The organism is Insulibacter thermoxylanivorax (assembly GCF_015472005.1).
Lineage (GTDB): Bacteria > Bacillota > Bacilli > Paenibacillales > DA-C8 > Insulibacter > Insulibacter thermoxylanivorax.
On record NZ_BMAQ01000002.1, the window covers coordinates 45,966 to 69,355 of the forward strand.

General features: G+C 55.0%; 20 protein-coding genes and 1 other annotated feature. Of the genes, 11 read left to right on the top strand and 9 right to left on the bottom strand.

The genetic code is table 11. The features are described 5' to 3' along the window. Nucleotides 1-288 precede the first annotated feature (288 nt). Nucleotides 289-1,374, top strand: coding sequence for a glycosyltransferase family 4 protein (locus tag PRECH8_RS01420; protein ID WP_200965289.1), 1,086 nt, complete (start codon nt 289-291; stop codon nt 1,372-1,374). Here the strand turns inward: PRECH8_RS01420 and PRECH8_RS01425 are convergent. The 6 genes from PRECH8_RS01425 to PRECH8_RS01450 form a co-directional block, all read right to left on the bottom strand. Then, entirely contained in the window at nt 1,371-2,093 is a 723-nt protein-coding gene (locus PRECH8_RS01425; RefSeq protein ID WP_200965290.1) for a glycosyltransferase family 2 protein, read from the bottom strand. The genes PRECH8_RS01420 and PRECH8_RS01425 overlap by 4 nt on opposite strands. Continuing rightward, nucleotides 2,083-3,060 (bottom strand): NAD-dependent epimerase/dehydratase family protein, encoded by a 978-nt coding sequence (locus PRECH8_RS01430; protein WP_200965291.1) that lies wholly within the window; start codon nt 3,058-3,060, stop codon nt 2,083-2,085. Before PRECH8_RS01430 ends, PRECH8_RS01425 begins: the two co-directional genes overlap by 11 nt. After that, nucleotides 3,042-4,019 (bottom strand): sugar nucleotide-binding protein, encoded by a 978-nt coding sequence (locus tag PRECH8_RS01435; protein ID WP_200965292.1) that lies wholly within the window; start codon nt 4,017-4,019, stop codon nt 3,042-3,044. The genes PRECH8_RS01430 and PRECH8_RS01435 overlap by 19 nt, the downstream gene beginning before the upstream one ends. Further along, nucleotides 4,016-5,002, bottom strand: coding sequence for a polysaccharide biosynthesis protein (locus PRECH8_RS01440; RefSeq protein WP_200965293.1), 987 nt, complete (start codon nt 5,000-5,002; stop codon nt 4,016-4,018). The genes PRECH8_RS01435 and PRECH8_RS01440 overlap by 4 nt, the downstream gene beginning before the upstream one ends. 69 nt (nt 5,003-5,071) lie before the next feature. Then, nucleotides 5,072-6,160 carry a non-hydrolyzing UDP-N-acetylglucosamine 2-epimerase gene (gene wecB, locus PRECH8_RS01445; RefSeq protein WP_200965294.1) on the bottom strand — a complete coding sequence of 363 codons (1,089 nt, stop codon included), beginning with the start codon at nt 6,158-6,160 and terminating at the stop codon, nt 5,072-5,074. A gap of 98 nt (nt 6,161-6,258) precedes the next feature. Then, entirely contained in the window at nt 6,259-7,659 is a 1,401-nt protein-coding gene (locus tag PRECH8_RS01450) for a glycosyltransferase (RefSeq protein ID WP_200965295.1), read from the bottom strand. Between the two features lie 354 nt (nt 7,660-8,013). On the opposite strand from PRECH8_RS01450, the gene PRECH8_RS01455 reads away from it, so the two are divergent. From PRECH8_RS01455 to PRECH8_RS01490, 8 genes are all read left to right on the top strand, one after another. Next, nucleotides 8,014-9,288: a hypothetical protein gene (locus PRECH8_RS01455; protein WP_200965296.1), complete on the top strand. Its 1,275-nt coding sequence runs from the start codon at nt 8,014-8,016 to the stop codon at nt 9,286-9,288. A 77-nt stretch (nt 9,289-9,365) separates the two neighbouring features. After that, nucleotides 9,366-10,091, top strand: a complete 726-nt coding sequence (locus PRECH8_RS01460; RefSeq protein ID WP_200965297.1) for an ABC transporter ATP-binding protein — start codon at nt 9,366-9,368, stop codon at nt 10,089-10,091. After that, nucleotides 10,078-10,830: an ABC transporter permease gene (locus tag PRECH8_RS01465; protein WP_200965298.1), complete on the top strand. Its 753-nt coding sequence runs from the start codon at nt 10,078-10,080 to the stop codon at nt 10,828-10,830. Before PRECH8_RS01460 ends, PRECH8_RS01465 begins: the two co-directional genes overlap by 14 nt. Nucleotides 10,831-10,843: 13 nt before the next feature. Continuing rightward, complete coding sequence (locus PRECH8_RS01470) at nt 10,844-12,040, top strand: sensor histidine kinase (protein WP_242457376.1); 1,197 nt, start codon at nt 10,844-10,846, stop codon at nt 12,038-12,040. A gap of 134 nt (nt 12,041-12,174) precedes the next feature. Further along, the gene (locus PRECH8_RS01475) at nt 12,175-12,885 is read left to right on the top strand and encodes a response regulator transcription factor (protein ID WP_200965299.1); all 711 of its coding nucleotides are present in this window, start codon (nt 12,175-12,177) and stop codon (nt 12,883-12,885) included. Between the two features lie 89 nt (nt 12,886-12,974). Then, on the top strand, nt 12,975-13,700 hold the full coding sequence (locus PRECH8_RS01480; RefSeq protein WP_242457377.1) for an SDR family NAD(P)-dependent oxidoreductase: 726 nt from the start codon (nt 12,975-12,977) through the stop codon (nt 13,698-13,700). A 415-nt stretch (nt 13,701-14,115) separates the two neighbouring features. Continuing rightward, nucleotides 14,116-14,379: a binding site (T-box leader), on the top strand. Between the two features lie 80 nt (nt 14,380-14,459). After that, entirely contained in the window at nt 14,460-15,545 is a 1,086-nt protein-coding gene (gene asd / locus PRECH8_RS01485) for an aspartate-semialdehyde dehydrogenase (RefSeq protein ID WP_200965301.1), read from the top strand. 429 nt (nt 15,546-15,974) lie between these two features. After that, nucleotides 15,975-16,907 carry a S1C family serine protease gene (locus tag PRECH8_RS01490; RefSeq protein ID WP_200965302.1) on the top strand — a complete coding sequence of 311 codons (933 nt, stop codon included), beginning with the start codon at nt 15,975-15,977 and terminating at the stop codon, nt 16,905-16,907. Nucleotides 16,908-16,971: 64 nt separating this feature from the next. Here PRECH8_RS01490 and PRECH8_RS01495 read toward each other — a convergent pair whose 3' ends face one another. From PRECH8_RS01495 to PRECH8_RS01505, 3 genes are all read right to left on the bottom strand, one after another. Then, a complete protein-coding gene (locus tag PRECH8_RS01495; protein ID WP_200965303.1) occupies nt 16,972-17,814 on the bottom strand; it encodes a carbohydrate ABC transporter permease in 843 nt (280 codons plus the stop codon). Continuing rightward, nucleotides 17,814-18,656 carry a carbohydrate ABC transporter permease gene (locus PRECH8_RS01500; protein ID WP_200965304.1) on the bottom strand — a complete coding sequence of 281 codons (843 nt, stop codon included), beginning with the start codon at nt 18,654-18,656 and terminating at the stop codon, nt 17,814-17,816. The genes PRECH8_RS01495 and PRECH8_RS01500 overlap by 1 nt, the downstream gene beginning before the upstream one ends. Nucleotides 18,657-18,806: 150 nt before the next feature. Continuing rightward, nucleotides 18,807-20,204: an ABC transporter substrate-binding protein gene (locus tag PRECH8_RS01505; RefSeq protein WP_200965305.1), complete on the bottom strand. Its 1,398-nt coding sequence runs from the start codon at nt 20,202-20,204 to the stop codon at nt 18,807-18,809. A gap of 323 nt (nt 20,205-20,527) precedes the next feature. Between PRECH8_RS01505 and PRECH8_RS01510 the strand changes: the two genes are divergently transcribed. Beyond that, a complete protein-coding gene (locus PRECH8_RS01510) occupies nt 20,528-22,504 on the top strand; it encodes a glycoside hydrolase family 15 protein (RefSeq protein WP_200965306.1) in 1,977 nt (658 codons plus the stop codon). A gap of 197 nt (nt 22,505-22,701) precedes the next feature. Continuing rightward, nucleotides 22,702-23,328 (top strand): helix-turn-helix domain-containing protein, encoded by a 627-nt coding sequence (locus PRECH8_RS01515; RefSeq protein WP_200965307.1) that lies wholly within the window; start codon nt 22,702-22,704, stop codon nt 23,326-23,328. The last annotated feature ends 62 nt before the right edge of the window (nt 23,329-23,390 follow it).

The window sequence follows — 23,390 nt, forward strand, 5'->3', positions numbered from 1 at the left end:
TTATTTGCTGTTTATTGGGGGTTATCCCCTCTGAAATCAGCAAATAGCGTACTGACGTTCCGTTAGATTTTTTTGCTCCTTTTTTCGTCAAAATAAGGGATTTCAGTTCCGTTAGAGCGGGAAGCAAGCGGCGCAGTTTACTCAAGTTCACGCGAATGCAGGCGCAAGGAGATCATCGGGCAATGAGAACATACGGCTTGCGGCCAATCACCATATGACGCTTAGAGAATATGGTGTTAAGAGGCCCAAAGTGTTCTAGAGGTGCATGGGAGAGGAGTCGGAACCATCATGAAGATCTTGATCACCTACTATATCCCGAGCGGCGGGGTGGAGACATTGAATCGTCAGCGGTATGCTGCCTTGTCGGCGCATGGGGTGGAGTGTCATTTTCTCTATCAGTGGCCCAGCGAGGATGGCGGAACGCCGCCCGGCGGGATGATCCGCTATATCACCGACGAGGATGAGCAGCTGCGGCAGCTGCTTGCGGCCCATGCCTATGATGCGGTCATCGTGAATGCGAATTATCTGATGCTCGAACGCATCCGCCGCTGCGGATTCCAGGGACCGTTGGTCTTCGAATGTCAGGGGTTGGGAACGATCGAACAGACGATGGGAACGCTGCTGGAGGCGCTGCCCTTCATCCATTCCTGCTGCAATGCCGTGCTTTATCCGCGGACTCGGCATATGCAGCAACTGTTCCAAGACCTGTATCCGAACCTGCCACATTATTCCTTTCATAATTGTCTGAATACGAAGGAATTTACTTACCGCTCCCTGCCGCGGCTCAGCGAGCCGGTGATCGCCTGGGTCGGCCGGATCGAGAAGAACAAGAATTGGTCCGCATTTCTCCGCATGGCGCAAGTTTGGTTAAAGCAGCATCCCGCCGTGAAGATCTGGATGTTCGAGCATGCGCAGTTATATGAAGAAGACGAACGCGCGCGATTTGAAAAGGCTGTCGCTGCATATCCCTTCAACACCGGCCGCTTCGTGCGGCTGACGAATGTCCCGCATGCGGAGATGGCAAGCAGGTTCTCCTTGATCGGTGATTCCGGCGGCTTCCTCTGCTCGACGTCGCTCAATGAAGGATTCGGCTATGCCCTGCTGGAAGCGATGAGCTGCCGCTGCCCTGTGCTGGCCAGCGATTCCGACGGTCCCGCGAGTTTCATCATCCATGACCATACCGGCAAGCTGTATCCGGGACATGACGAGCAGGCCGGCATCCGCGAAGGGCTTAAATACTTGCGCAAACCGAACAAACGGCAGAAGATCCGTCTGCAGGGTCAACGGTATGTGGAGAAGCATTTTTCTCCGGAGGTATATGCGAGGCACTTCAAGCAAATGCTGCGGCAGCTTGGGGCTGCGAAGCAGTTCTAATGCCCGATCCGCCGCAGAAACTCGAGCATCGGCTCCCGCCAGCGGGACTTCGTCACTTCCGTCTCCTGGAGGATGACCGGCAGATGCTTCTTCGTACCCATGGCGCTGTGCACGCGGTAGCGGATCAAGGACTCGGGCACATAATGGAAGTCGATGCCCGATACGATGATGCGAAACCATAGATCATAATCATGGGTGTAAGGCAGCCCCTCATCGAACAGCCCGATCTTCTCGAGCAGGCTTTTGTGCATGACGACGGTGCAGCCGTTGACGGGATTGCCCTTGAGGAAGGTTCGGCAGAATTCAGGGTAGGAAGCAAACTTAAGCCCGGCACAGGCCTGCGTGACATTCCCATGTTCATCGATGAGATCATAGTCGCTGTACGAGATGCGTGCATGACGCGGGATCATATAGGCGAGCTGCCGGGCGATTTTCCATGGATAAAAATAATCATCCGAACTCAGCCAAGCGATATAATCCCCCGTTGCCCTGCGAATGCCCGCATTGAGCGCACTCGCCGTTCCGCCGTTCTCCTTATGATAGACGCGGACCTGAGGATGATGGAGATACGGTGTTAACAACTCTCCGTACTGCGGTGAACCGTCGTTGACGATGATCACTTCGATATTTGGATAGGTCTGCTGCAGCGCACTGTCCACAGCATGCTGCACATAGGGATCCGCATAGAAGGGAATGACGATCGACACCTTAGGAATCATCAGCAACTTCCTCTCTGACAGGCTTGTTTTTGGTTTTTCCGGTCTCCTTAAGGCGGCTGCGTGCATCGTTTAAGATGTCCCGGATCGAACGATCGAAGGGAATCCTCGGACTCCAGCCGAGATCCACAAGCGGCTTTAGATCCAGCGGCTGCGGGTCGTCATCCCGCGGCGGGGACTGCAGATCGATATAGGGGAAATCCCGCCCCGCCGCTCGCCGGAAGCTGTCCAGCACTTCGCCGAGGGAGCGGGTCTCTGGTGAACCGATGGGGTACAAGCCGCCGGGAGTGCCGTGGAGCAGGAGTTTCTCATAGGCTTGAACTGCATCGCGTACGTCGAGGAAGTTGCGCTTCTCCGTTAAGGAAGAGAAGCGGAAAGGGGCGTCGCAAATCCCTTGTTCCCAGCGCGCGACATAATCCGCCAGAAGACCGCATATGCCGGCGGAAGCGCCGGGACCGATCAAATTGCTGGGTTCGGCGACGATGACGGGCAATCCGTAGAGATGGGACCAGGAGCGGGAGATCAGCGCTTGCACGGTCTTGCTGAGGGCGTAGGGATGATTTGGCTGCGGCGGATCTTCGCCGGGAGGGAAACTGTGGCTCGAGCCGGCAACCAAGATCCTCGGCTTCATCGGAGCTAACTCGAGCACCGCCGTCAGGAGGTGCAGCGTCCCGCGGATATTGCTCTCGAGACAGCTGAGCGGATCCTCCCATGACCTGGCTACATCATTTACACCGGCGAGATGCAGGATATAGTCGGGCTGAAGTTTCAGCACGATCTCCCTGAGCCGTTTTAGATCCAAGAGATCGCAGATGTGTCTCTGGTCAGCTTCAAGCGGCGCAGTCTGTTTGCTGCGAAGCAGCGCTGCAACACGCATGCCGCTCCGCCGGAAATGAGCACAGGCATGCCTTCCCGTGAAGCCGCCTGCTCCCGTGATGAGGATGAGCGGGTTCATGACGAACCCATCCATTCGCGCAGTTCGCTCAGCATTTTCGGGTAATCCGGCACTTCCGCCCTGTAGTCCGTGCGCGTGCATGCCAGCGTTCGGTCCAAGATCGGCATATCCGCAGGGATCAGCCGAACATCGCGTTTATCGAACTGCTCAGCGATGAGCCCGAGCAGGTCGTGTTTGCTGATGCATGACGGTGCAGTGAGATGGTACAGCCCGCTGACCCCGCGGTGCAGCATGTCATCGATGGATTTGGCCAGCTGCAGCGTGGTGACCCCGTTCCACAGCACTCGCGTGTAGCCGTGCACGATGCCGTGCTGCTTCATGAACCAGCCGAATAAGCCGATCCCTTGGCTTCTAATCTCCGGTCCGATGATCGACGTGCGAATCGTCAGATGCCGGGAATCCTTCACTTCTCCCGCGGCTTTGGTCCTCGCATAGACACTCGTGCCGTCCGGCATGTCTGTTTCCCGATAGCGTCCGTTTATCCCCCTGTCATCTGAATCATCGGTATCTCTGCGGCGATCGCCCTCTATGACACGCACCTTACGATCTGCTCCATCTGCTTTATTCACACCATTCACTTCATCCGCCTCATCGACTGTTCCGGCAAATACACAGTCGGTGCTGATGTGCACCAGCTTGCCGCCGTCCCCGAGTTCGTCCAGCTTCCCGGCGATCCAATGCGGGAACCAACCGTTGACGATCTCTGCGTGCCGCGGCATCGCTTCAGCATGCTGATTCAGGATACCGACGGCGTTGATGACAATATCGGGCCGCACCTCTTCCAGCAAGCGGTCGGCATCGCCCAGGTTGAGTGCATTCAGCACAAGGAATCTCTCTGAAGAAGAAGCCGGTGCCAGGGCTTCATCGGCTGGTTGGCGAATCGTATACAGCACTTCGCAGCCCGGTTTGGAGGCGAAATATCGTCTAAGCATATGCCCGGCCATCCCAACGCCGCCCAGGATCAGGATCTTCATGACAAGAATCCTCCCTTGATGAGCATCCGGCGAATCTCTTCCCGCGACATCAGCGAATCCGCCGAACAATAGATCTCCTTCTCCACCGGCGGAAAGGCGCGGTAAGCTTCTCTTAAGCCCGGGATTTCCAGCGTCGGCAGGATCACGAGGTATTCTTCATCATAGACGACGGTGCTGTGGCTCTCATATTCTGAATAAAGGATCTCATGGATCTTCTCACCGGGGCGGACACCGAGTTCGCGAATGCGGTAATCCTTCACACCCATGTGCTCGGCGAGCACATCGGCCAGGTCGATGATCCGGCACGCGGACATGACCATCACGAAGATCTCGCCGCCGATCGCTTCCTGCGATGCTTTGAACAGGAGTTTAATCGCATCTTCCAAGGTGAGGAAGAAACGCGTCATCTTCGCGTCGGTGATCCCGACTTCCCGTCGGATGCGAATCTGATTCATGAAGATGTGGATGACGCTTCCATTGGTACCGAGGACATTGCCGCCGCGCACGCAGACGAACTTCGTATGATCCGACAGCGTATTGGCATGGACGATCAATTTCTCGCCGATGGACTTGGTCATGCCGTAGAAATTCGATGCGTTGGCCGCCTTATCCGTGGAGATATAGATCACTTTGGGAACGCGGTTCTCAATGGCGGCTTCGATGACATTGGCCGTACCCGTTACGTTGGTCTTCAGCGCTTCATAAGGCTGGTCCTCGCAGACGGGGACATGCTTCAATGCCGCCAGGTGATAGATATAGTCCATATCCGCGCAAGCCGTGGTGAGAGCGGCCTTGTCGCGGATATCACCGATGACAAAATGCAGTCTCGGATCATCATACTCGCGCTGCATCGCCACTTGGCTCGCTTCACTGCGCGAATAGATGACGATCTTCGCCGGGTTCTTCGTCAGCAGCTGGCGAACCAGCTCATGTCCCCATGAACCGGTGCCGCCGGTGATGAAGATCTTTTTGTTCTCGTACATCTTCTAACCTCCTTAGGCGTCTCTTAACATAACCAGCGGCGTAAGTCCGCGTTCCTGACCCTCCGCCGCTTACCTTGTCGGGATGCGGCCCTGCAGGAACTTGACGACGGTATCCGAGACAGCCGGCTCCAGATACCCGTCCGGATGGCTCCAATTCCTGTCCGAGGCCAGCTGGATCGCCGCTGCTCGCCGGATGCTCTCCGCATCGATCCCGGACACGATGTTGCTGCCGCAGTCCACCGTCTCCGGCCGCTCCGTGGTCATCCGTACCGTAACGGCCGGGACGCGGAAGATGCAGCATTCTTCCTGCACGGTGCCGCTGTCGGTCAACACGCAAGCGGCATGTTTCTCAAGCTTCACAAAATCAAAAAAACCAAAGGGCTCATACAGTTCAATTAAGGGGTGGAGGTCATCGGTCATATGGCGGATCTTCGAACGGGTGCGCGGATGGAGGCTGGTGATCATACGCAAGCCGAAGCTCTCGGCAACCAGATTCAACCCGCGGACAATCTCCAGCAAACTTTCCTCATGGTCGACATTCTCGGCGCGGTGGATCGTGACCACCATGTATTCGCCTTCCCGCAGGGAGAGGAGGTCGAGGATCTCGCTGCCTTCGATCTGTGTTCCATACGCCTGCAGCACCTCATAGATCGGATTGCCGGTCAGCACGATGCGGTCCGCGGGAACGCCTTCGCGCAGCAGGTTCCTTTGGCTTTGCGGGGTATAGGGCATATTAATGGTTGAAACAGCATCGATCGCCCGCCGGTTGATCTCTTCGGGAACGCGGCTGTCATAGCAGCGATTGCCCGCCTCCATATGCACCGCAGGCACACCCATGCGTTCGGCGAGGAGCGCGGACAGGGCGCTGTTGGTATCGCCGAGCACGAGCAGCCGATCCGGCCGTTCCCTAGCGATGAGCTGCTCCAGCTGTGTGAAGAGGACTGCAAGCTGCCCGCCTAAGGAGCGCTGCTGGTCACTGAGGATATAGTCGGGGCTGCGGATGCCTAGATCGCGGAAGAAGATGCTGGAGAGACGGTCGCTGAAGTTCTGTCCGGTATGCACCAGGATATGCTGATCGGCATATCGGTCGAGCTTATGGATGATCAAACTCAGGCGGATGATCTCGGGTCTCGTTCCGACAACGGTTAAGATCTTCACGGTCTATCTCTTCACCGCCTTTGCACATATTAATAACTAGACATGTTCTTCATTGATGGGATGTCCGGTCATCTCAATGGATGAACAGGCCGCTCATCTCAATAGATGGGCATTCCAGTCGGCCAAGCTTGCAGCAAAGTCTCATCGAGGATCTGGACATCGCGCCACGAGAAGCCGTGTCCGTGGAAGGCGCCTTCGCTTGCGAGGGGTCGTTTGCTGCCGCCTTGCAGGAGGAAAACCGCTGGTGTGTGAACGCCCTTCACCAGCATGCCGTCGGAGAAGACAGCGCGCACATGCGCATGATGCTGCACCAGCGCCGCCGCGCTCGGTTCGATTGCGGACAGCAGCTGTTTGAGCCGCCGGCGATAGGTTTCGATGCCGTAGACCTCCTGGATCGCCCTTTGCACTTCTTCGCCCATCGCAAGACATGCTCTGCGGTCGCGGAGCAGCTCTGCCGCAAGTGCCGTCAGCGAGTCGATATCGCCGCGCGGCACCAGCCACTGGCTCTTCCCGACGTTCGTCAGCATCTCCTCTAATCCGCCGGAGCGATAAGCGATCACCGGTTTGCCGAAGATCATGCCTTCCATGGCCGTCATCCCGAAGCCTTCCGGGACCATGCTGGGGACAACGAGCAGGTCTAGTGCAGGATAGATCGCTTCGATCGAGGTGTGAAAGGGAATCATTTTGAAGCGGGAGGCGAAGCCGGAGCTGTGAATGTAGGCAACGGCATGATCGTAATATGCTTGTTCCGTCGGATTGCCGACGATCATATATTGAATGTGCGGATGAGTATGGCATAAGCGAACGGCCATCTCCACGAAATGGTCGAAGCCTTTGTGAAGAGCGATATCGGAGACGACGTAGCCGGCGCACAGTTCCTGCCGGCCGATGCCATAGGTGAGGCGCATCTTGTGGCGCTGCGTCGGCCAGGTATCGGGACGCAGTTGGTCGGGATGCCATGACGGGGGAAGCAGCATCGTCTGCGCAGCGAATCCGTCCCGCCGAAAGGGCGCAAGAGCCGTTTCGGAGATGCCGACGATCCACCTGGCACAGCTTGCGATGAGCTGCGTGGCATGAGGGGAATACGGGCCGTCCTGCATCATTTCGGTGATCGTCCACATCACGGGGATGCCCAGCTGTGATGCGGCCATAGCGGGCAGGGGATTCACGCAGGTATTCACGCCTACGATGTCGGGCCGATGCATGTGAATGAGATTCATCAGCGCACTCAGCTGCTGCGGCTGCCGGAAGTGTTGGAGCTGCTCGACAAAGGAAGGACCGGGATTCCACATCTCCCATAGCAGGGGATAGGGGTGGACGATGACTTCAACGCCTAGACTGCGGGCTCTGGCAGCCAGCATGCCCTCATTCGGCACGACAAGCAGAGTGCGGTGATAGGGGACAAGCTCGCGCAGCATGAAGTGCAGCAGTTTCTCAGCTCCGGTCATATGATTGGGATTGCAGATATGGGAGAACAGCATCAGCGTTCTGGCAGTCACATCGCTTACCTCCGCACGCTTGGATTTCCATTGACGTCCATGGCTGGTTTATCCTATGTACGGGCATTCGCTCGAGCAACGGCCTTTGTACAGCGAACATAACATCAGCAGGGCTCCCGGGATCGGCGTCAGCCCTTTCGTTCGACTCTCATCCGTACGAACGGGGTCTTGTCCTGGACGGGGGTCTCGTCCTGCGCACGGCAAGATGGTACAATGTAGGAAAATAGCTCGTGCAGATTTACTTGTGTGGATTTAATACTTTGTTAATCATTTATTCAGAAGAATTCAATCGCCCTTGTCTATAATGAAGCTAGAATCGATCTTGAATCGTATACAAAGGAGGCGGTTGGTTAGATGAAAACGAGAGGAAAATGGAGCAAACAATCGATGGTTCTGCTGTCCTTCATCTTGGGCGCAAGCTTGTTCGTCACGACAGCGCTGGCGGATCTTGCATATGCTTCAGGTTATGAGCAGCTGAAGCAGGCGGTGAAGTTCACCTTCGCCCAGATGGATTCCGGCCTGAGCAATTATACGATGGAATCTACTTTCTACATGCGGGCCGGTGATAAGACCGTGTACGAAAGCACGAATGTGCTGAAAAGCGACTCGGTGAACAAGATGTCGGAAGAATACGCAGCAACGACGCGAGTCGACGGCGAAGTCTACAACAGTCATTCTTACCGGGACGAACAGATCTCCGCTTGGAAGAGCAGCAGCGATGATCACTATTACGTGACCGAGTACGGCAAAATAAATGACTGGAGACACTTCAGCGATCCGTTCCAAGGAGAGGAGATCCGGGATATCGAGCGGATCATCGATGCGCTGGTAGGCAACCTAAAGGACAACGTCCTGGTCGACATGGGGATGGACGGCGGCAAAATCTACAGCGGCAGTCTGTCAGAAGCCCAGGTGCCGGCGCTCGTGAATGCCGTCGTGTCCTTCCTCGCGAAGCAGCAGATCACCAGCTACAGCTATTCCAGAGAGACGATGACCCGCAAGTTGGCGGAGGATGTCTATGTCAAGCGCGTATCCGGTCAGGCTGCAGAAGATGAGACAGGGCTCTTGACGAAAATGAGCGGTGAACTGGTTCTCTCCGGCCTTGATGAACAAGGGGAACCCATGGAGATGGTCTTTGGCTTTGCTTTTCAGATAAAGGACATCGGCAGCACCGCGGTGATCAAGCCGGATCTGACCAATGCGGTCGTAGAGAAGCCGCATACCATGCATCGCTTCAACAAGAAGCATATCGGTACGTACCGCAACAACATCGTGATTGAGCAAAGCGATCAATACCTGAAGATCGGGGAGCGCACGGTAGAGATCACGGATGTTGCAGGCAGCAGCGTCAAAGGCCGTTACTATGAGACGATCGATCCCAAGTATGCAGATCTGTATCCGAAAGCGGCGCTCGACTTTACTTTTACAGCGGAGCAGGTCGATTGGCTCACGATCTTTGAATATACGAATGAGGAGGGCGAGCTCCGTCACGGCGAGATCGATATCTATGAACCGGGCAAGATCTTCCTCAACCTGAACATGCGGTATGAAGACGGCCATATCTACTATGAAGGCGAAGACCTGCGAGATATTTACTTTGACCATCAGTTTGTAAGGGTGTTTGAATAATCGCTCAGCTGTTCCGGGAAGCGAGCGTTCCCGGGACAGCTTTGTCGCGTTTATACAGCATAACTTGGAGGAGACTTATGGATAAAGCCATCGAAATCATCAATCTAAACAAAAGATACTCAAACGGGCGCGGGATCATCGATCTCAGTCTGACCGTGGACGAGGGGGATATCTTCGGCTTCCTTGGTCCGAATGGAGCGGGCAAGACGACGGCGATGAAGATCATGGCCGGCCTGATGCGGCCGGACAGCGGAGAGGTGAAGATCTTCGGCAAAAGCGTCCAGCACGAATATGTCGAAGCGATGCAGCATGTCGGCTGCATCATCGAAACGGCGGAGTCTTATCCGTACCTGACGGCCTACGAAAACTTGAAACTGTTCGCCAGATATTATCCCGATGTCGACGATCGGCGCATCGATGAATGCTTAGAGATCACGGGTATCCTGCCGTACAAGCACGAGAAAGCGCGCAAGTTCTCCCTGGGGATGAAACAGCGGCTGGGCGTGGCAGCGGCCATCCTCTCGCGGCCGAAGGTACTCATCCTGGATGAGCCGCTTAACGGCCTGGATGTCGAAGGGATGCTGGACATGCGCAAGCTGATCAAGCGGCTGAACGAGGAAGAGGGCACGACCTTCTTCATCTCAAGCCATCTGATCCATGATGTAGAGCTCACTTGTAACCGCGTCGGCATCATCTACGGGGGCAAGCTGGTAGATGTCCAATATACCCAGGAGATCCTTGCTAACTATGCCTCATTGGAAAACTACTTCGTCAGCGAGGTGGACCGCAGTGCCAGGGTTTAAAGCTGCATTAATCAACGAATTGTACAAGATCTTCAAACGAAAAAAACTCATCACTGCGGCCGTGCTGTCCGTGCTTGCCGTGCTGATCGGGCAAGCAGCAGTCACCGCTGTTCAGGCGGGGTTTGGCGTGCGCTTGGCAGGCAGTGCCGAATTCCCGCTCATCGTGCTGCCATTCTTCGTCTATACGATCCTGCCGATGTTTGCGACCTTCGTCGCGATCGATCTGTTCAACGGCGAATATTCCGCCGGCACGATGAAGATCACGCTGACGCGGCCGGTCTCGCGCTTCAGTGTCTTCACAGCGAAAGTGACGAGCGTGGCCTTGTTCATCCTTGGCAGTCTGATGTTCGTCATGCTCGTCTCTATGCTCGCAGGCTATATCTTTAATCCGGTCAGTGCAGGTTTCATGGGGTTGGTGCGCGCCGCAGCGGCCTATCTGGTGTCCTTCCTGCCGGTGTTCGTCTTCTCGCTGCTCGTCATCTTGCTCAGCAATTTGGTGCGCAGCGGGGTGACGGTATTTTTCTTATCCCTGTTCATCTTCCTTGGTTTTATCATGATGGAGTTTATCTTTTCGAAGTATGCCAGCTTCTTCGTCACGTCGCAGTTCACCTGGTATACGCTGTGGATCTCCCAATCTTTGAACATCCTCAAGCTTCTGCGGCAGACATTGCTCATGGCCGGACTTGGCATCATGTTGTTCACAGCTGGTTTTTATCTATTTGATCGCAGAGATCTGTAAAGGAATGGAGCCTATGCCGCTAACAAGACGATTCTTCATCTGGAATGCTGTCTCAGTCCTGTTGTCCCTGGGAGCAGCCGGCCTTGTGTCGATGATCTATATGGCGGTTCGCACCCGCTGGCTGGGCGGCCAGAATCCAGGTAAGGATGGGATGCCACCTGCTGACGGCGGTGTGCCGACGACGCCGGCGGCCCCCGAGTTGCATGACGGGAGATCTGCGGCGCCGCTGCCGATCACGCCCGACGAAGCGATCGATCTGTACGGGGATGTGGCTCTGGTCGCTGTGATCAGCTTCATCCTGGTCTTCATCGCGCTGAACTTGTGGGTGTCTTCTCGATTCTCGCGGGGCATCATCGCACCTGTAGTGAGGCTGCGGGATGCGGCGGTGACCATCAGCCAGGGTGATCTCAGCGGCGGGATCGCGGAAGAGGGCGAGGGCGAGGTGCTGGAGCTGGCGAGGTCGCTGGAGCAGATGCGGATCAAATTAAAGGAATCTATCTATATCCAGCAGCGGTACGATGAGAACAGAAAGTTCCTCCTGTCCAGCATCTCCCATGATCTGAAGACGCCTGTCACGGCGATCAGGGGATATATCGAAGGGATCCTGGACGGCGTGGCTGCCACGCCGGAGAAGCAGCAGCAGTACCTGGAGATCGCCCGCTCGAAGGCGCTGCAGGTGAGCAATATGATCGATGATCTGCTGCTGTATTCCAAGTTGGATCTGAATCAGCTTCCTTATCATTTTGAGGTAACGGATATGCGCAAATATTTTGAGGATTGTCTGGAGGACCATCGATATGCTTATGTGCAGGCCGGCGTTGCACTGACCTTAAGCGACCGGCTGCAGAAGCCGGTGACGATCCGCATCGACCGTGAACGGTTCAAGCGGGTGATGCAGAATATCCTCGACAATGCGCTCAAACATGTGCCGCAAGATAACAGCGGCGGCAAGGTGGAACTCATCCTGCGGGAGACGCGGACCTCGGCGATCATCGAGGTGCGCGACAACGGACCGGGGATTCCCGAGGAACATCTGCCGCATATCTTCGAGCGCTTCTACCGCGGCGACTGCTCGCGCACCAATGCGGAGAGCAGCGGTTTGGGCCTGGCGATTGCGAAGCAGATCGTGGAGGGGCATGAGGGCCGGATCTGGGCCGTCAGCAAGCCCGGTGAAGGGACGCGGATGATGATCTCGCTGCGCAAGTTGTGAGGGTGTGAAGACAGGGAAGCAGGAACCGCTGCACATAATGGCATATCGTTGTAAAACCATTCAAGTACCTTCTGGAACACCGCCGTCATCAGGAGGCTGTTGTTACTTAGCTACATAGGAGGGGCGCCGCAAGCATGAAGCGAATCTTAATTGTAGAGGATGACCTGAGCATCGCCAATCTGCAGAAGGATTATCTGGAATTAGAAGGATATGAGGTTGTGATCGTGGCCAGCGGGGATGAAGCACTGGCTGTGCTGGAACGGGAGAAGGGCACCTATGATCTGGTCATCCTGGACATCATGCTGCCAGGGATGGACGGCTTCAGCGTGCTGAGGACGATCCGTGAGGAAGAGGATATCCCTGTATTGCTAGTATCAGCGAGGGAAGAGGAGTTGTACAAAATCAAAGGCCTTGATCTCGGAGCCGATGACTATATCACAAAACCGTTCAGTTCGGCGGAACTCGTAGCCCGGGTGAAAGCGCATCTCAGCCGCTATGACCGGATGCGGGAGCGATTCTCCGGCATGGGGGGAGAGCGGAGAAACAGCCGGCTGCAGGTGCGCGGACTGGTCATTGATAAGGATTCGCGGCAGGTGTTCGTAAACGGCCGGGAGGTCGTCCTTGCGCAGAAAGAATTCGATCTCTTGTTGTTCCTGCTGCAAAACGCGAACCGCGTCTTCAGCAAGGAGGAACTGTTCGAACGCGTATGGGGCATGGATGCGCTCAGCGACGCCTCGACCGTCACCGTTCATATCGCACGCATCCGCGAGAAGATCGAAGATCATCCTTCCAAGCCGCAGTACATCGCTACCGTATGGGGATCGGGGTATAAATTTATCGTCTAAGTGCGCAGCACGGAACAAACACATGGGACCATTAGGTTCCGATATCATAGATTTCTAGTCGCTTTATAATGACAGGGAGGCGGAGCGAGATGAAATATGCGTGTGTAACCGGTGCGGAGCGGGGCCTGGGCTTCGCTTTGACCAAGGAGCTGCTTGCGGCGGGTTATACGGTCTTCGCCGGCAGATACCTGACGGACTGGCCGGGTCTGGATGAATTAGTGCAGGAAGCGGGCGAGCGGCTGGTCATCTTCCCCTTGGATGTGCGCGATGACGAGAGCGTGCGAGCGGCGGCGAAGACGATCGCTGCCAGGACTGACAAACTGGATCGGCTCATCAACAATGCGGCAGTGCTCGGCCGCAAGGATCTTACAGGCGATATCCTGGGCGAGCTGGATTTTGATGAGATGCTCAACACAATCAATGTCTGTGCGCTTGGTTCCCTGCGCATGGCCCATGCCCTGATGCCTTTGATCATCAACAGTGAAGAGAAGCTGCTGATCAATATCTCGTCGGAGGCGGGCAGCATCGGCCAGAGCTGGCGGACGAATATGTTCGGCTATTGTATGGCGAAGGCGGCTGTGAACATGCACTCCACCATTATCTACAACAAGGTGAGGGAACTCGGCGTGAAAGTGCTCAACCTGCATCCCGGCTGGGTGAAAAGCTGGCTCGAGGGAAGCAGATTCTTGGATGAGGCGCATCTGACGCCTGAGGAATCCGCAGCGAAGTTAATGCGGGTCATCGCTGACCATGCGGAGTTGCAGGAAGAACAGCCGATCTTCGTCGATGTGAACGGCAAACGTCAATTATGGTGATATAGCGATCCTATGGTGCTGTCCGATAGACACGATCATGCCATGCTACCCATACCATGAAGCCCTGTAGCGGGGACGGGTGTGAGGTTGTGAGCGAGAGGTGGATACAGCTTGAGAACTTTTTGTGTCCTAAAAACACGACAAAACCCATGGAATGGCGTGCATTAGGCGGGGTTTTTGTCCGAGATTCCTTATAAAAACATTCGATGGCGCGGCTCGCGAGCGTTTTTTGTCCTAAAAATCGGATAAAAACCCGGAATTGGCAGGTGTTCGACGGGTTTTTATCCTAAAAATCGTATAAAACACCAGCGTCCCAGTCCGCGAAGGGAGCAGTCCCGAAAATTCCTGCAAAAAGGCGTTCCCATTCGGGAACAAATCTGATATGATAAACCATATATCAATAAGTGACGAATATCAAAAAGCGATGACGAGAAGAGTAGATGGCGGATTTGTTTCTGCAGAGAGCTCCGGTTGGTGGGAAGGAGTGAAACGGCCCCATTGAAGAAAGACTCTGAGCTGTACGTCGGAACCTGTCCCAGCATGGGGGATGGCGTGCCAGGTGCTCCTGTTACAGAGCTAGGGTATACGCATGCCATAGTGACATGCCGTACCCGAAGAGGCGAATATGGTGACATATTCGTAAAATAGGGTGGTACCGCGAGCAGATCTCGTCCCTAAGACAAGGTTGTCTTATGGATGGGATTTTTTTGTATCTGATATAAATAATCATGTGAACCAACGAAAGGATGGTAATGCATCATGGCAGAGAGATTGAAAGTCGGGATCGTCGGCGGAACAGGGATGGTTGGACAACGGTTTGTGGAGCTGCTGGAGAATCATCCTTGGTTTGAAGTTACGGCGATCGCCGCAAGTGCGAATTCTGCCGGCAAGACGTATGAGGAAGCCGTGCAAGGCAGATGGAAGCTGGCTACCCCGATTCCGGAAGCGGTGAAGGGCATCGTTGTACAAGATGCTTCGAAGGTGGAGGAAGTTGCAGGCGGGGTTGATTTTATATTCTGTGCTGTTGATATGAGAAAAGAAGAGATCCAAGCGCTCGAGGAACAATATGCAAAAACCGGTACGCCGGTAGTATCCAACAACTCTGCGCATCGCTGGACGCCGGATGTGCCGATGGTGATTCCAGAACTCAACCCGCATCACCTAGAGGTGATCGAAGCACAGCAAAAGCGTCTTGGCACAGCTTCGGGCTTTATCGCTGTAAAGCCAAACTGTTCCATCCAGAGCTATGTGCCGCAGCTGCATGCTTTGCTCGATTATAAGCCAACACAGGTGGTCGTCTCGACCTATCAAGCGATCTCCGGTGCGGGCAAGAACTTCAGCGACTGGCCGGAGATGGTCGACAACGTGATCCCGTATATCGGCGGTGAAGAGGAGAAGAGTGAACAAGAGCCGCTGCGCATCTGGGGTGAGGTATCCGGCGGCGAGATCGTCAAGGCTTCAGCACCTGTGATCTCGGCTCAATGCATCCGCGTTCCGGTAACCGATGGGCACCTGGCGACGGTATCCGTCTCCTTCGAGAAGAAGCCGGCGAAGGAGGAGATGATCGAGCGCTGGGTAAACTTCAAAGGACGTCCGCAGGAGCTGAATCTGCCGAGCGCGCCGAAGCAGTTTATCACGTACTTCGAGGAAGACAACCGCCCGCAAACGAAACTCGACCGCGATATCGAACGCGGCATGGGCGTGACGGCCGGCAGACTGCGTGAAGACCATCTCTTCGACTACAAGTTCGTCGGCCTGTCGCACAATACGGTGCGCGGAGCCGCCGGCGGTGCAGTCCTGATCGCCGAACTGTTGAAGGCAGAAGGCTATATCCAGGCTAAGTAAGATATTCAAGCAAGCCAGGTAAAGGTCAAATCCCCGATCGATATCGACTTTGTCGTATTGGTTTGGGGATTTTTTTGCGTGGGATGCGTCTGAAACGGAGCTGATGCGTGAGTCGACAGATCTTGTCGTCTCAGCCACTGAGTCAGTCATTTTAATGTGTGCTTAGCTCAGCATTCAGCTTGCATAGAAAAAAACGAAGGAGGCGACCTAAAGGATGAAGATCCTCTTGCAGGAAGGAGCCGGCAGATGCAGAAGTAATATCGTGCATCGCATGACAGACGCGTCTAAACATGCGACTAACGTGTGACTAAACGCGTGACTTGTCGTGTGACAGAAGCGTGACTTGTGTGACTAAACGCGTGACTATTTCAGAATCGAATCATCGTTAAACATTCATTAAACAGACGTTAGATATACGGGAGGAACTAGATGACGAAGCGGGATGAAGAACGGATCGATCACGGCCCAGAATCAGCCGTTGAGGTAAACGAGCCGGCTGATGTAACAACAGAAATAATAGAAGATAAGGAGCTGTCCAATCAAAGTCAGGACCCATCCGATGAAGATCAGGACCAATTTGACGAAGGCAGAGAGTTTACGGAGGAAGAGCTCGCACAGATGTTCAAGGAAGCGGAGGAGGAAGAGGAAACTTATGTCCCATTCTTCGCATCTCCGCTCTTTCGTAAGATTGTGCTGGCTGTAATCGGCATTGTGATGGGGCTGCAGGTCGTTGCGTGGTGGCCGCAGATCTTCTCCCTCGATGCGATCCGCTTCTTGAGGATTTCTGCGCAGTTGTCACAGTCCGAAGAGATTCAGACTTACAAGCAGTCCGTCGTCGTAGTGCGCACGGAGGATGCCAAGGGGACGGGATTCATCATATCGGAAGATGGCTGGATCGTCACCAATCGGCATGTGATTGATGGCGCAGAGCAACCCTCCGTGAGCTTGCCTAACGGTGACAGGCTGCCGGCGCGAGTGGCTGCGGTCAGTGATCAGGTGGATCTCGCCCTGCTTCAGATCGAAGCAGAAGGCCTGCCGGCCTTGCAGCTGGCCGAACACTATCATGGCGAATCCGCGCTGCCCGTCTACATCATCGGCAATCCGCTGTTCTTCGACAGGATCGTGAATCAGGGGGAGACGCTGGGGCTCATCGACTACCAGCCGCCGATGCTGGTACTTCAAGCACCTGTATACAAAGGCAACAGCGGCAGTCCCGTCATCGATGAAGCGGGACGCGTGATCGGGGTTGTATATGCTACGACTACACTGCGTTTAGACGGCAAGGATACGAAGGTCGGTTTAGCGGTACCTGTGCAATGGCTGCATGAGCTGTCATCCCAACATCAGATCATTGTCGAGTGATAAGGGGGGCTGATGAACATCCGTTCCGTTGAATCCCGGGATCGGATGGACAAGCGAGGCAGCATCACCCTTTCACCGCACCCGCGACGACGCCCTCGATGATATACCGCTGACACAGCAGATAGAAGATGATGATCGGCACGATCGCAAGGACGAGCATCGCCATCATCGCGCCCATGTCGATGGAGCCGTAACCGCCCTTAAGGTATTGGATGGCGATGGGTACGGTCTTGTATTCCGATCCGATCACGAGCAGCGGCAGCAAGTAGTCGTTCCAGATCCACATCACGTTGAGGATGGCGACGGTGATCGCGATCGGCTTCAGCAGCGGCAGGATCACCTTGAAAAAGGATTGGATCGGATTGTATCCGTCGATCATCACGGCTTCCTCGATCTCCAGCGGGATTGATTTGACGAAGCCGCTGTACAAGAAGACGGACAGTCCGGAGCCGAAGCCGAGATAGATGAAGATGATGCCGACAGGATTGTCGAGATTCAGCACATTGGCTGTCTTCGTCATCGTGAACATCACCATCTGAAAAGGCACGATCATCGAGAAAGTGAACATGTAGTACAGGGCGCTGGTCAGCCCGTTCTTCACCCGGGTTATATAATAGGCGGTCATCGCCGTGAACAAGACGATCACGGCCACCGAGCCCACGGTGATGAACAAAGAGAGACCAAAAGCCTGGAAGAACCCCGTTTTCGCCACGCCGCTTGTATAATTCGTCAAGCCGACGAAGGTCTCGCTGTTCGGCAGCTCAAAGGGCGTATCGCTGATGTAGAACCTCCCTTTGAAGGAGTTCATAAACACGATCAAGATCGGGCTGATGAACAGCGCTGCCAAGATCACCAGAACGGTAAACACAACGGGATGATTCCCCTCGGCTCGTGCAGCTTTTGCCATCAGCTTTCCACTTCCCTTCTCCGCGTAATAAGCAGCTGAGCGAGAACGATCAGTCCGACCATCAGGAAGAACACCACGGCCTTCGCCTGCCCGACGCCTTCCCAGCCCGACTTGCCGTAGAACGTATTGTAGATATCCAGCGCAAGCATCGTCGTCTTCTTCGACGGGGCGCCGGCGGTTAAGGCCAGGTTCTGGTCAAACAGCTTAAAGGAATTGGAGATCGTCAGGAACAGACAGATCGTCACCGACGGCATAACCAGCGGCAACGTGACATTCCTTAAGGTCTGCAAGCGGTTGGCGCCGTCGATGCCGGCGGCTTCGATCAGATCGCGCGGTACGTTCTGCAGCCCGGCGATATAGATAACCATCATATAACCGATTAACTGCCAATTCATCAAGATCACGAGTCCCCAGAATCCATACACCGGGCTGACGGTCAATGTGGCATCGAACCGATATAGAATCCCGTTCAATATCAGCTGCCATATGTATCCGAGGACGATTCCTCCGATCAGATTGGGCATGAAGAAAATCGTCCGAAACACATTCGTCCCCCTGATCCCGCGCGTCAGCATTAAAGCAAAGAGGAAAGCGATAAGGTTGATGGTGATCACGGATACCACAGCAAATGCCGCGGTGAACCACAGTGCCTGCAGGAAATCTGGATCAGTGAAGACATAAGCATAGTTGGCAAAGCCCACCCAGATGGCATTGGTCACCGTGGTGAACTGCGTGAAAGATAGGAATATGCCCAGCAGGAACGGGATCACGAAGGCGATCGCGAAAGCCAGCAAGGTCGGTATGGTAAAAAATAAAAAATATTTCTTCAGCTGTTTCTGCATAGTACGATGCAACTCCTATACAGCATTTGGTCACGAAATTAGATCATTGGTGCCGCTGCATGAGACCGTTGGTCTGACGAGCAAGGCGCAGTTAGACAGCTGGTCTAACGTCCAGCGGCGTCTGAAGCACATCCAGCGGCACCGATGGGGTTACTTCGCTTTTTCACTCCTCCAAGCTTCACGGACTTCTGTCACGACTTCCTCCCAGCTGAAATTGCCCTGTGCATACTCCAGCAGCGCGTTGCCGAAGAGATTCTTGAATTCCTCGCTGGGGAAGGCCGCGAAGATCCACTCGATGGACTCCTTGCCGCTCTCCAGCCAGCGGACGATCTCCCGTGCCAGCGGGTCGCTCGGCTGCTCTGACTCATCGAAGGTTTGGAACGGAGCGATGAAGCCGAGCTGGTTCACCACATAATCCTTCCCTTTGTCACTGGTGAAGAGCCATTCCAGGAACTCGATGGAGGCTTGCTGCTTCTCTTCGGATACGTTCTTATTGATGGCAAAATAGTTTTCCGTTCCAATCGCCAGCCCTTGGTTTTCCTCGCCGGCGATCCCTGTGTAGATGGGCAGGAAGCGTATATCTTCCGCCTTCACAACGTTCCCCTCTACGCCGTTGATCTGTGCCCAGGCCCAGTTTCCGTTCTGTACCATGGCCACTTGTCCGAGGGCGAACTCGGCCATGGCGTCGGCCGTCGATTTGCTGCCGAGGAGCGTGCTCTTCGTGATGGAATTGTTGAGATAGAGGTCGAAGATATTCTTGAAATTTTGATCATAACGGAATTCGATCTCATCTGCTGCCAGGGCCGTCAGCGTCGGACTATCGCCTTCCTGTGTATCCTCAAGGAATTCATAATAAAACGGAATATTCGCCAGGTGCGTCTGCCATCTCCACTGTTCGCCGGCGGCGAGGGAGGTGGAGGCGAATACGCCCTTGATGCCAAGCTCATCCTTATGCGCGGTCATATCCTCGACCAACGCCTTAAGCGCCGCGAAGTTATTCACTTCATCCATGGACTTGAACTCCGTCGCCCGATTGGGCAGCGCGAAATATTTCTCCATAATGGCGTTGTTGTAGATAATCCCATAGCCCTCGACGACATAGGGGATACCATAGACGCCGTCCCCGTCGGTTACCGCCAGCCCCTGATCCGTAAGATTCGCATACAACTCCGTATCCTTCAGATCCCGGGTATAATCCTTCCACGTCTGGTAACCGATCGGACCGTTGATCTGGAAGATCGTCGGCGCATCGTTCTTCGCGATCTCCGAGCGCAGCGTTGTCTCGTAGGTGCCGCTGGCGGCCGTGACGACTTTCACGCGAACGCCGGTTTCTTGTTCATAGTCCTTGGCGATTTGGTTATAGATCTCAGCAATCTCAGGTTTGAAATTAAGAAAATAAATCTCCCCGGCCTGCTTGTTCCCGCCGCCTTGTCCGCCTTGCTGCTTATCGCCGCCGTTGCTCTCCGCTCTGCCGCAGCCGGCGAGCAGCAGAAGCAGGGCTGCGAGGATCATAAGCAGATGCTGAGATTTTCTGCGGATTCGTTTCATGGAATTGACACCTGTCCTTTCGCGATGAGCAGCATGTGCGCTGCCTGTAGTGGGATGTTCTGACTTCGATCTGCATTGGAGTAAGAAGCGCTTGAGAAGCGCGTGAAGAGAGCTTCTGCGTATGGAACAGCCTGATCCATCGTTCCTGTATCCACCGTTAATATGGACTAAGCGATAAGCGAATATTCCAGAATGTATAAAGTCATGAAAGGTTGCGCATTAGTAAGATGAAACACCGGACATAGATGAATCACAAAAGATTAAATTTTGATGTAACGCTTATGAAGAAACATCAGTTCAATGTGAGGAGCACAGAATGCCTTATGAATGTTCATTTGGAACAGCGATTGCGGAATAAACCCTATCTCATCGATGCGATCATCGGCAATTCCCATTGGCTCTCATCGCTTGGAGCGAATGGGCGGATGTACCGCGCTTGGTGGCCGCATATCGATACGCCGCAGCTTATCGATGAGGTAAGGATCGGGTTGGTGACAGAGGAGCAGGGGAAGGTTCATTGGTTTGAGGATGAAGCTGCGGGCTGGCAGCACGAAGCGCAATATGTGGCAGGAAGCAATGTATTTCATGTACGAGCCGCATCGGCGCAGCATCCGATCGTCGTGGACAGCCTGCATTTTGCCGTGCCGGAGAGAGATCTCATCGTGAGAGAATATACGCTGACCAATAAAGGCTCGTCCCCGTTATCCGTGTCCTTGATCCTATATTCGTCGATGCAGATCGATGAGAATCCGCTCTATCAGACGACGATGTTCGAGCCGGCGGTGGATGCCCTCGTTCACTTCAAGAAACAGTATTACCTCGCTTGGGCGGGGGACCAGACGTGTGCGAAGTTCCAAGCAGGCTTGTCCTTCGAAGCTGCAGATGAGGGGCTGCAAGCACTGCGGGGCGTGGAGATCGATATGCACTCCGGCGGCGCCTGTGCATGGTCTGTGGAGACCATCGCGCCCGGGGAGTCCGTCGTGCTGCCGCTGTATCTGGCGGCAGGGCATACGCTGGAACAGGTGCTGCGCAATGTGGAGGAAGCCCGCACGAAAACGAGCGATCAATGGTATGAAGAGACTATCGTATACTGGCAGCAATATCTTGCACAAGCAGCGCCATGTCCGCTGCAGGACCCGGCTGTCTGTGAACTGTATGAGCGTTCCTTGCTCATGTTCAGTCTGATGTCCGACGGCAAGACGGGCAGCATCATCGCCGCGCCGGAGTTCGATGAGTACTTCACCCTATGCGGCGGCTACGGGTACTGTTGGGGACGGGATGCGGCTTTTATCACCACTGCCCTTGACCGCGCCGGACTGACTCATCTGACGGATAAGTTTTATGACTGGGCACTCACGGCCCAATCCCCCGATGGATCTTGGCAGCAGCGGCACTATCATGATGGAAGTCTGGCTCCGTCGTGGGGACTGCAGATCGACGAAGGGGCTTCGATCTTATGGGGGATGTATCAGCACTATGTGCATCGGCCGAGCGCCGGTTTCCTGCGCAAAGTATGGCCGGCAGTGCGTCTGGGCGCAGAATTTCTCATGAACTTCCTCGATGAGGAGACGGGACTGCCGCAGCCCAGCAGAGATCTCTGGGAAGAGCGGGAGGCCATCCATACGTACAGCGCGGCTGCGGTGTATGGAGGATTGACGGCCGCAGCGGAGTTCGCCCAATTAAACGGCGATGCGGCATCGGCTGAAAGATGGGCAGAGGCAGCTTTGCGCATCAAACAGCGCATCGATGAGCTGTGCTGGAATGAAGCAAGAGGCTGCCTGTACCGCGGTCTGCGCTTGACGGTCGATGCGGCGCAGTATGAACAAGCACTGGCCGATGGTGCCTCCGGTAAGATCGTGGAGACAGACAAGGGATATGTTAAGCATGTGCTCGATGTGGATCCCGTAGTTGACGTTAGTCTGCTGGGTGTTGCGGTTCCCTTTGACTGCATGCCGGCGGAATCGGAGAGGATGCGGCTGACCGCAGATAAGGTGGAAGAGGCTCTGACTGTCCCCGGTGTCGGCGGCATCCTGCGATATGAAGGAGATCCCTATGTCGGCGGGAATCCCTGGATCCTGACGACGCTGTGGCTTGCTCAATACCGCATTCGCACGGGGCAGCTGGACGAGGCGCGCAAGCTGATCGACTGGGCGCTCGCCCATCGCACGCGCTGCGGACTGCTGCCGGAACAAGTGGACAGAGAGACCGGCGAGACGGCCTGGGTGGTGCCGCTTACTTGGTCCCACGCGATGTTCGTCTTGGCGGTCTGGATGCTGGCAGAGGCGGAGAGGACCGGCTAGCGGCGGTCCAACCCGTGTAATCCGTCAACGTTGTCCCCAAACAGTCCGTTAATGAAGGAAGCACAAAGATGCATGTCCCGATGTTCGATCCTCCGCCTGTCTAGATTGCGGCGCTGCTGAGAGGCTTGGCGCCGGCATAGAAATTCTTTATAATTTTTATAGACTACCAGCTGTACACAGGGGAAGGATTTCACATCATGTTAGAGGTTACTTCAAGGCGAACATCGCAGGAACTGGCCAAGCAGTACCTTGGGAAAGGCATCCGTAAACCGCGGTTCAGGGAGACGAGGCGCTGGAAGATCAAGAACCGCATTCTGATGGCACTGCTGTATGCAGAGGATATCAAGATCTCAGAACTGGCGAAGAGACTCGGCGTTCACCATCGGACCGCAGCCGGCTGGATCTATGAGGGGACTATTCCCAAAGCCCAGCGCTGGCCGATGATCGAGGAGATATTGAATTTTCCTGCAGAATATATCTTCGATAAATCGCTGATCGGTCTGGACATCGACGTGCCGGAACCCTCCCGTTTCCTCGAACGGGTGTGGGGGAAGAAGGTGGTGAACCGCGTGTTGGCTGGCCTGATGAAAGTGCATGATGTATCGCCGACGGATGTCGCCAGATGGTGCAATATGGCCGGCGGTACCTTGCGCAAGTACGTGCATGAAGGTGTGGTTACAGGACGGCAAGAATACATGGACCGCTTAGCAGGCTTCTTCCGCGTGCCGCCGCATATCCTGTTCCATGAAGGACGTTCCCTGCGTGATGGAAGAAGCAAGCATAATCAAGCAGAAGGGGCTGTCCATCCAGTCAGCTATGACTGACCGGTGGACAGCCCCGCGCGTATGAGATTCCGCTTATCCGTACTTGCTATCCGTACACGGGC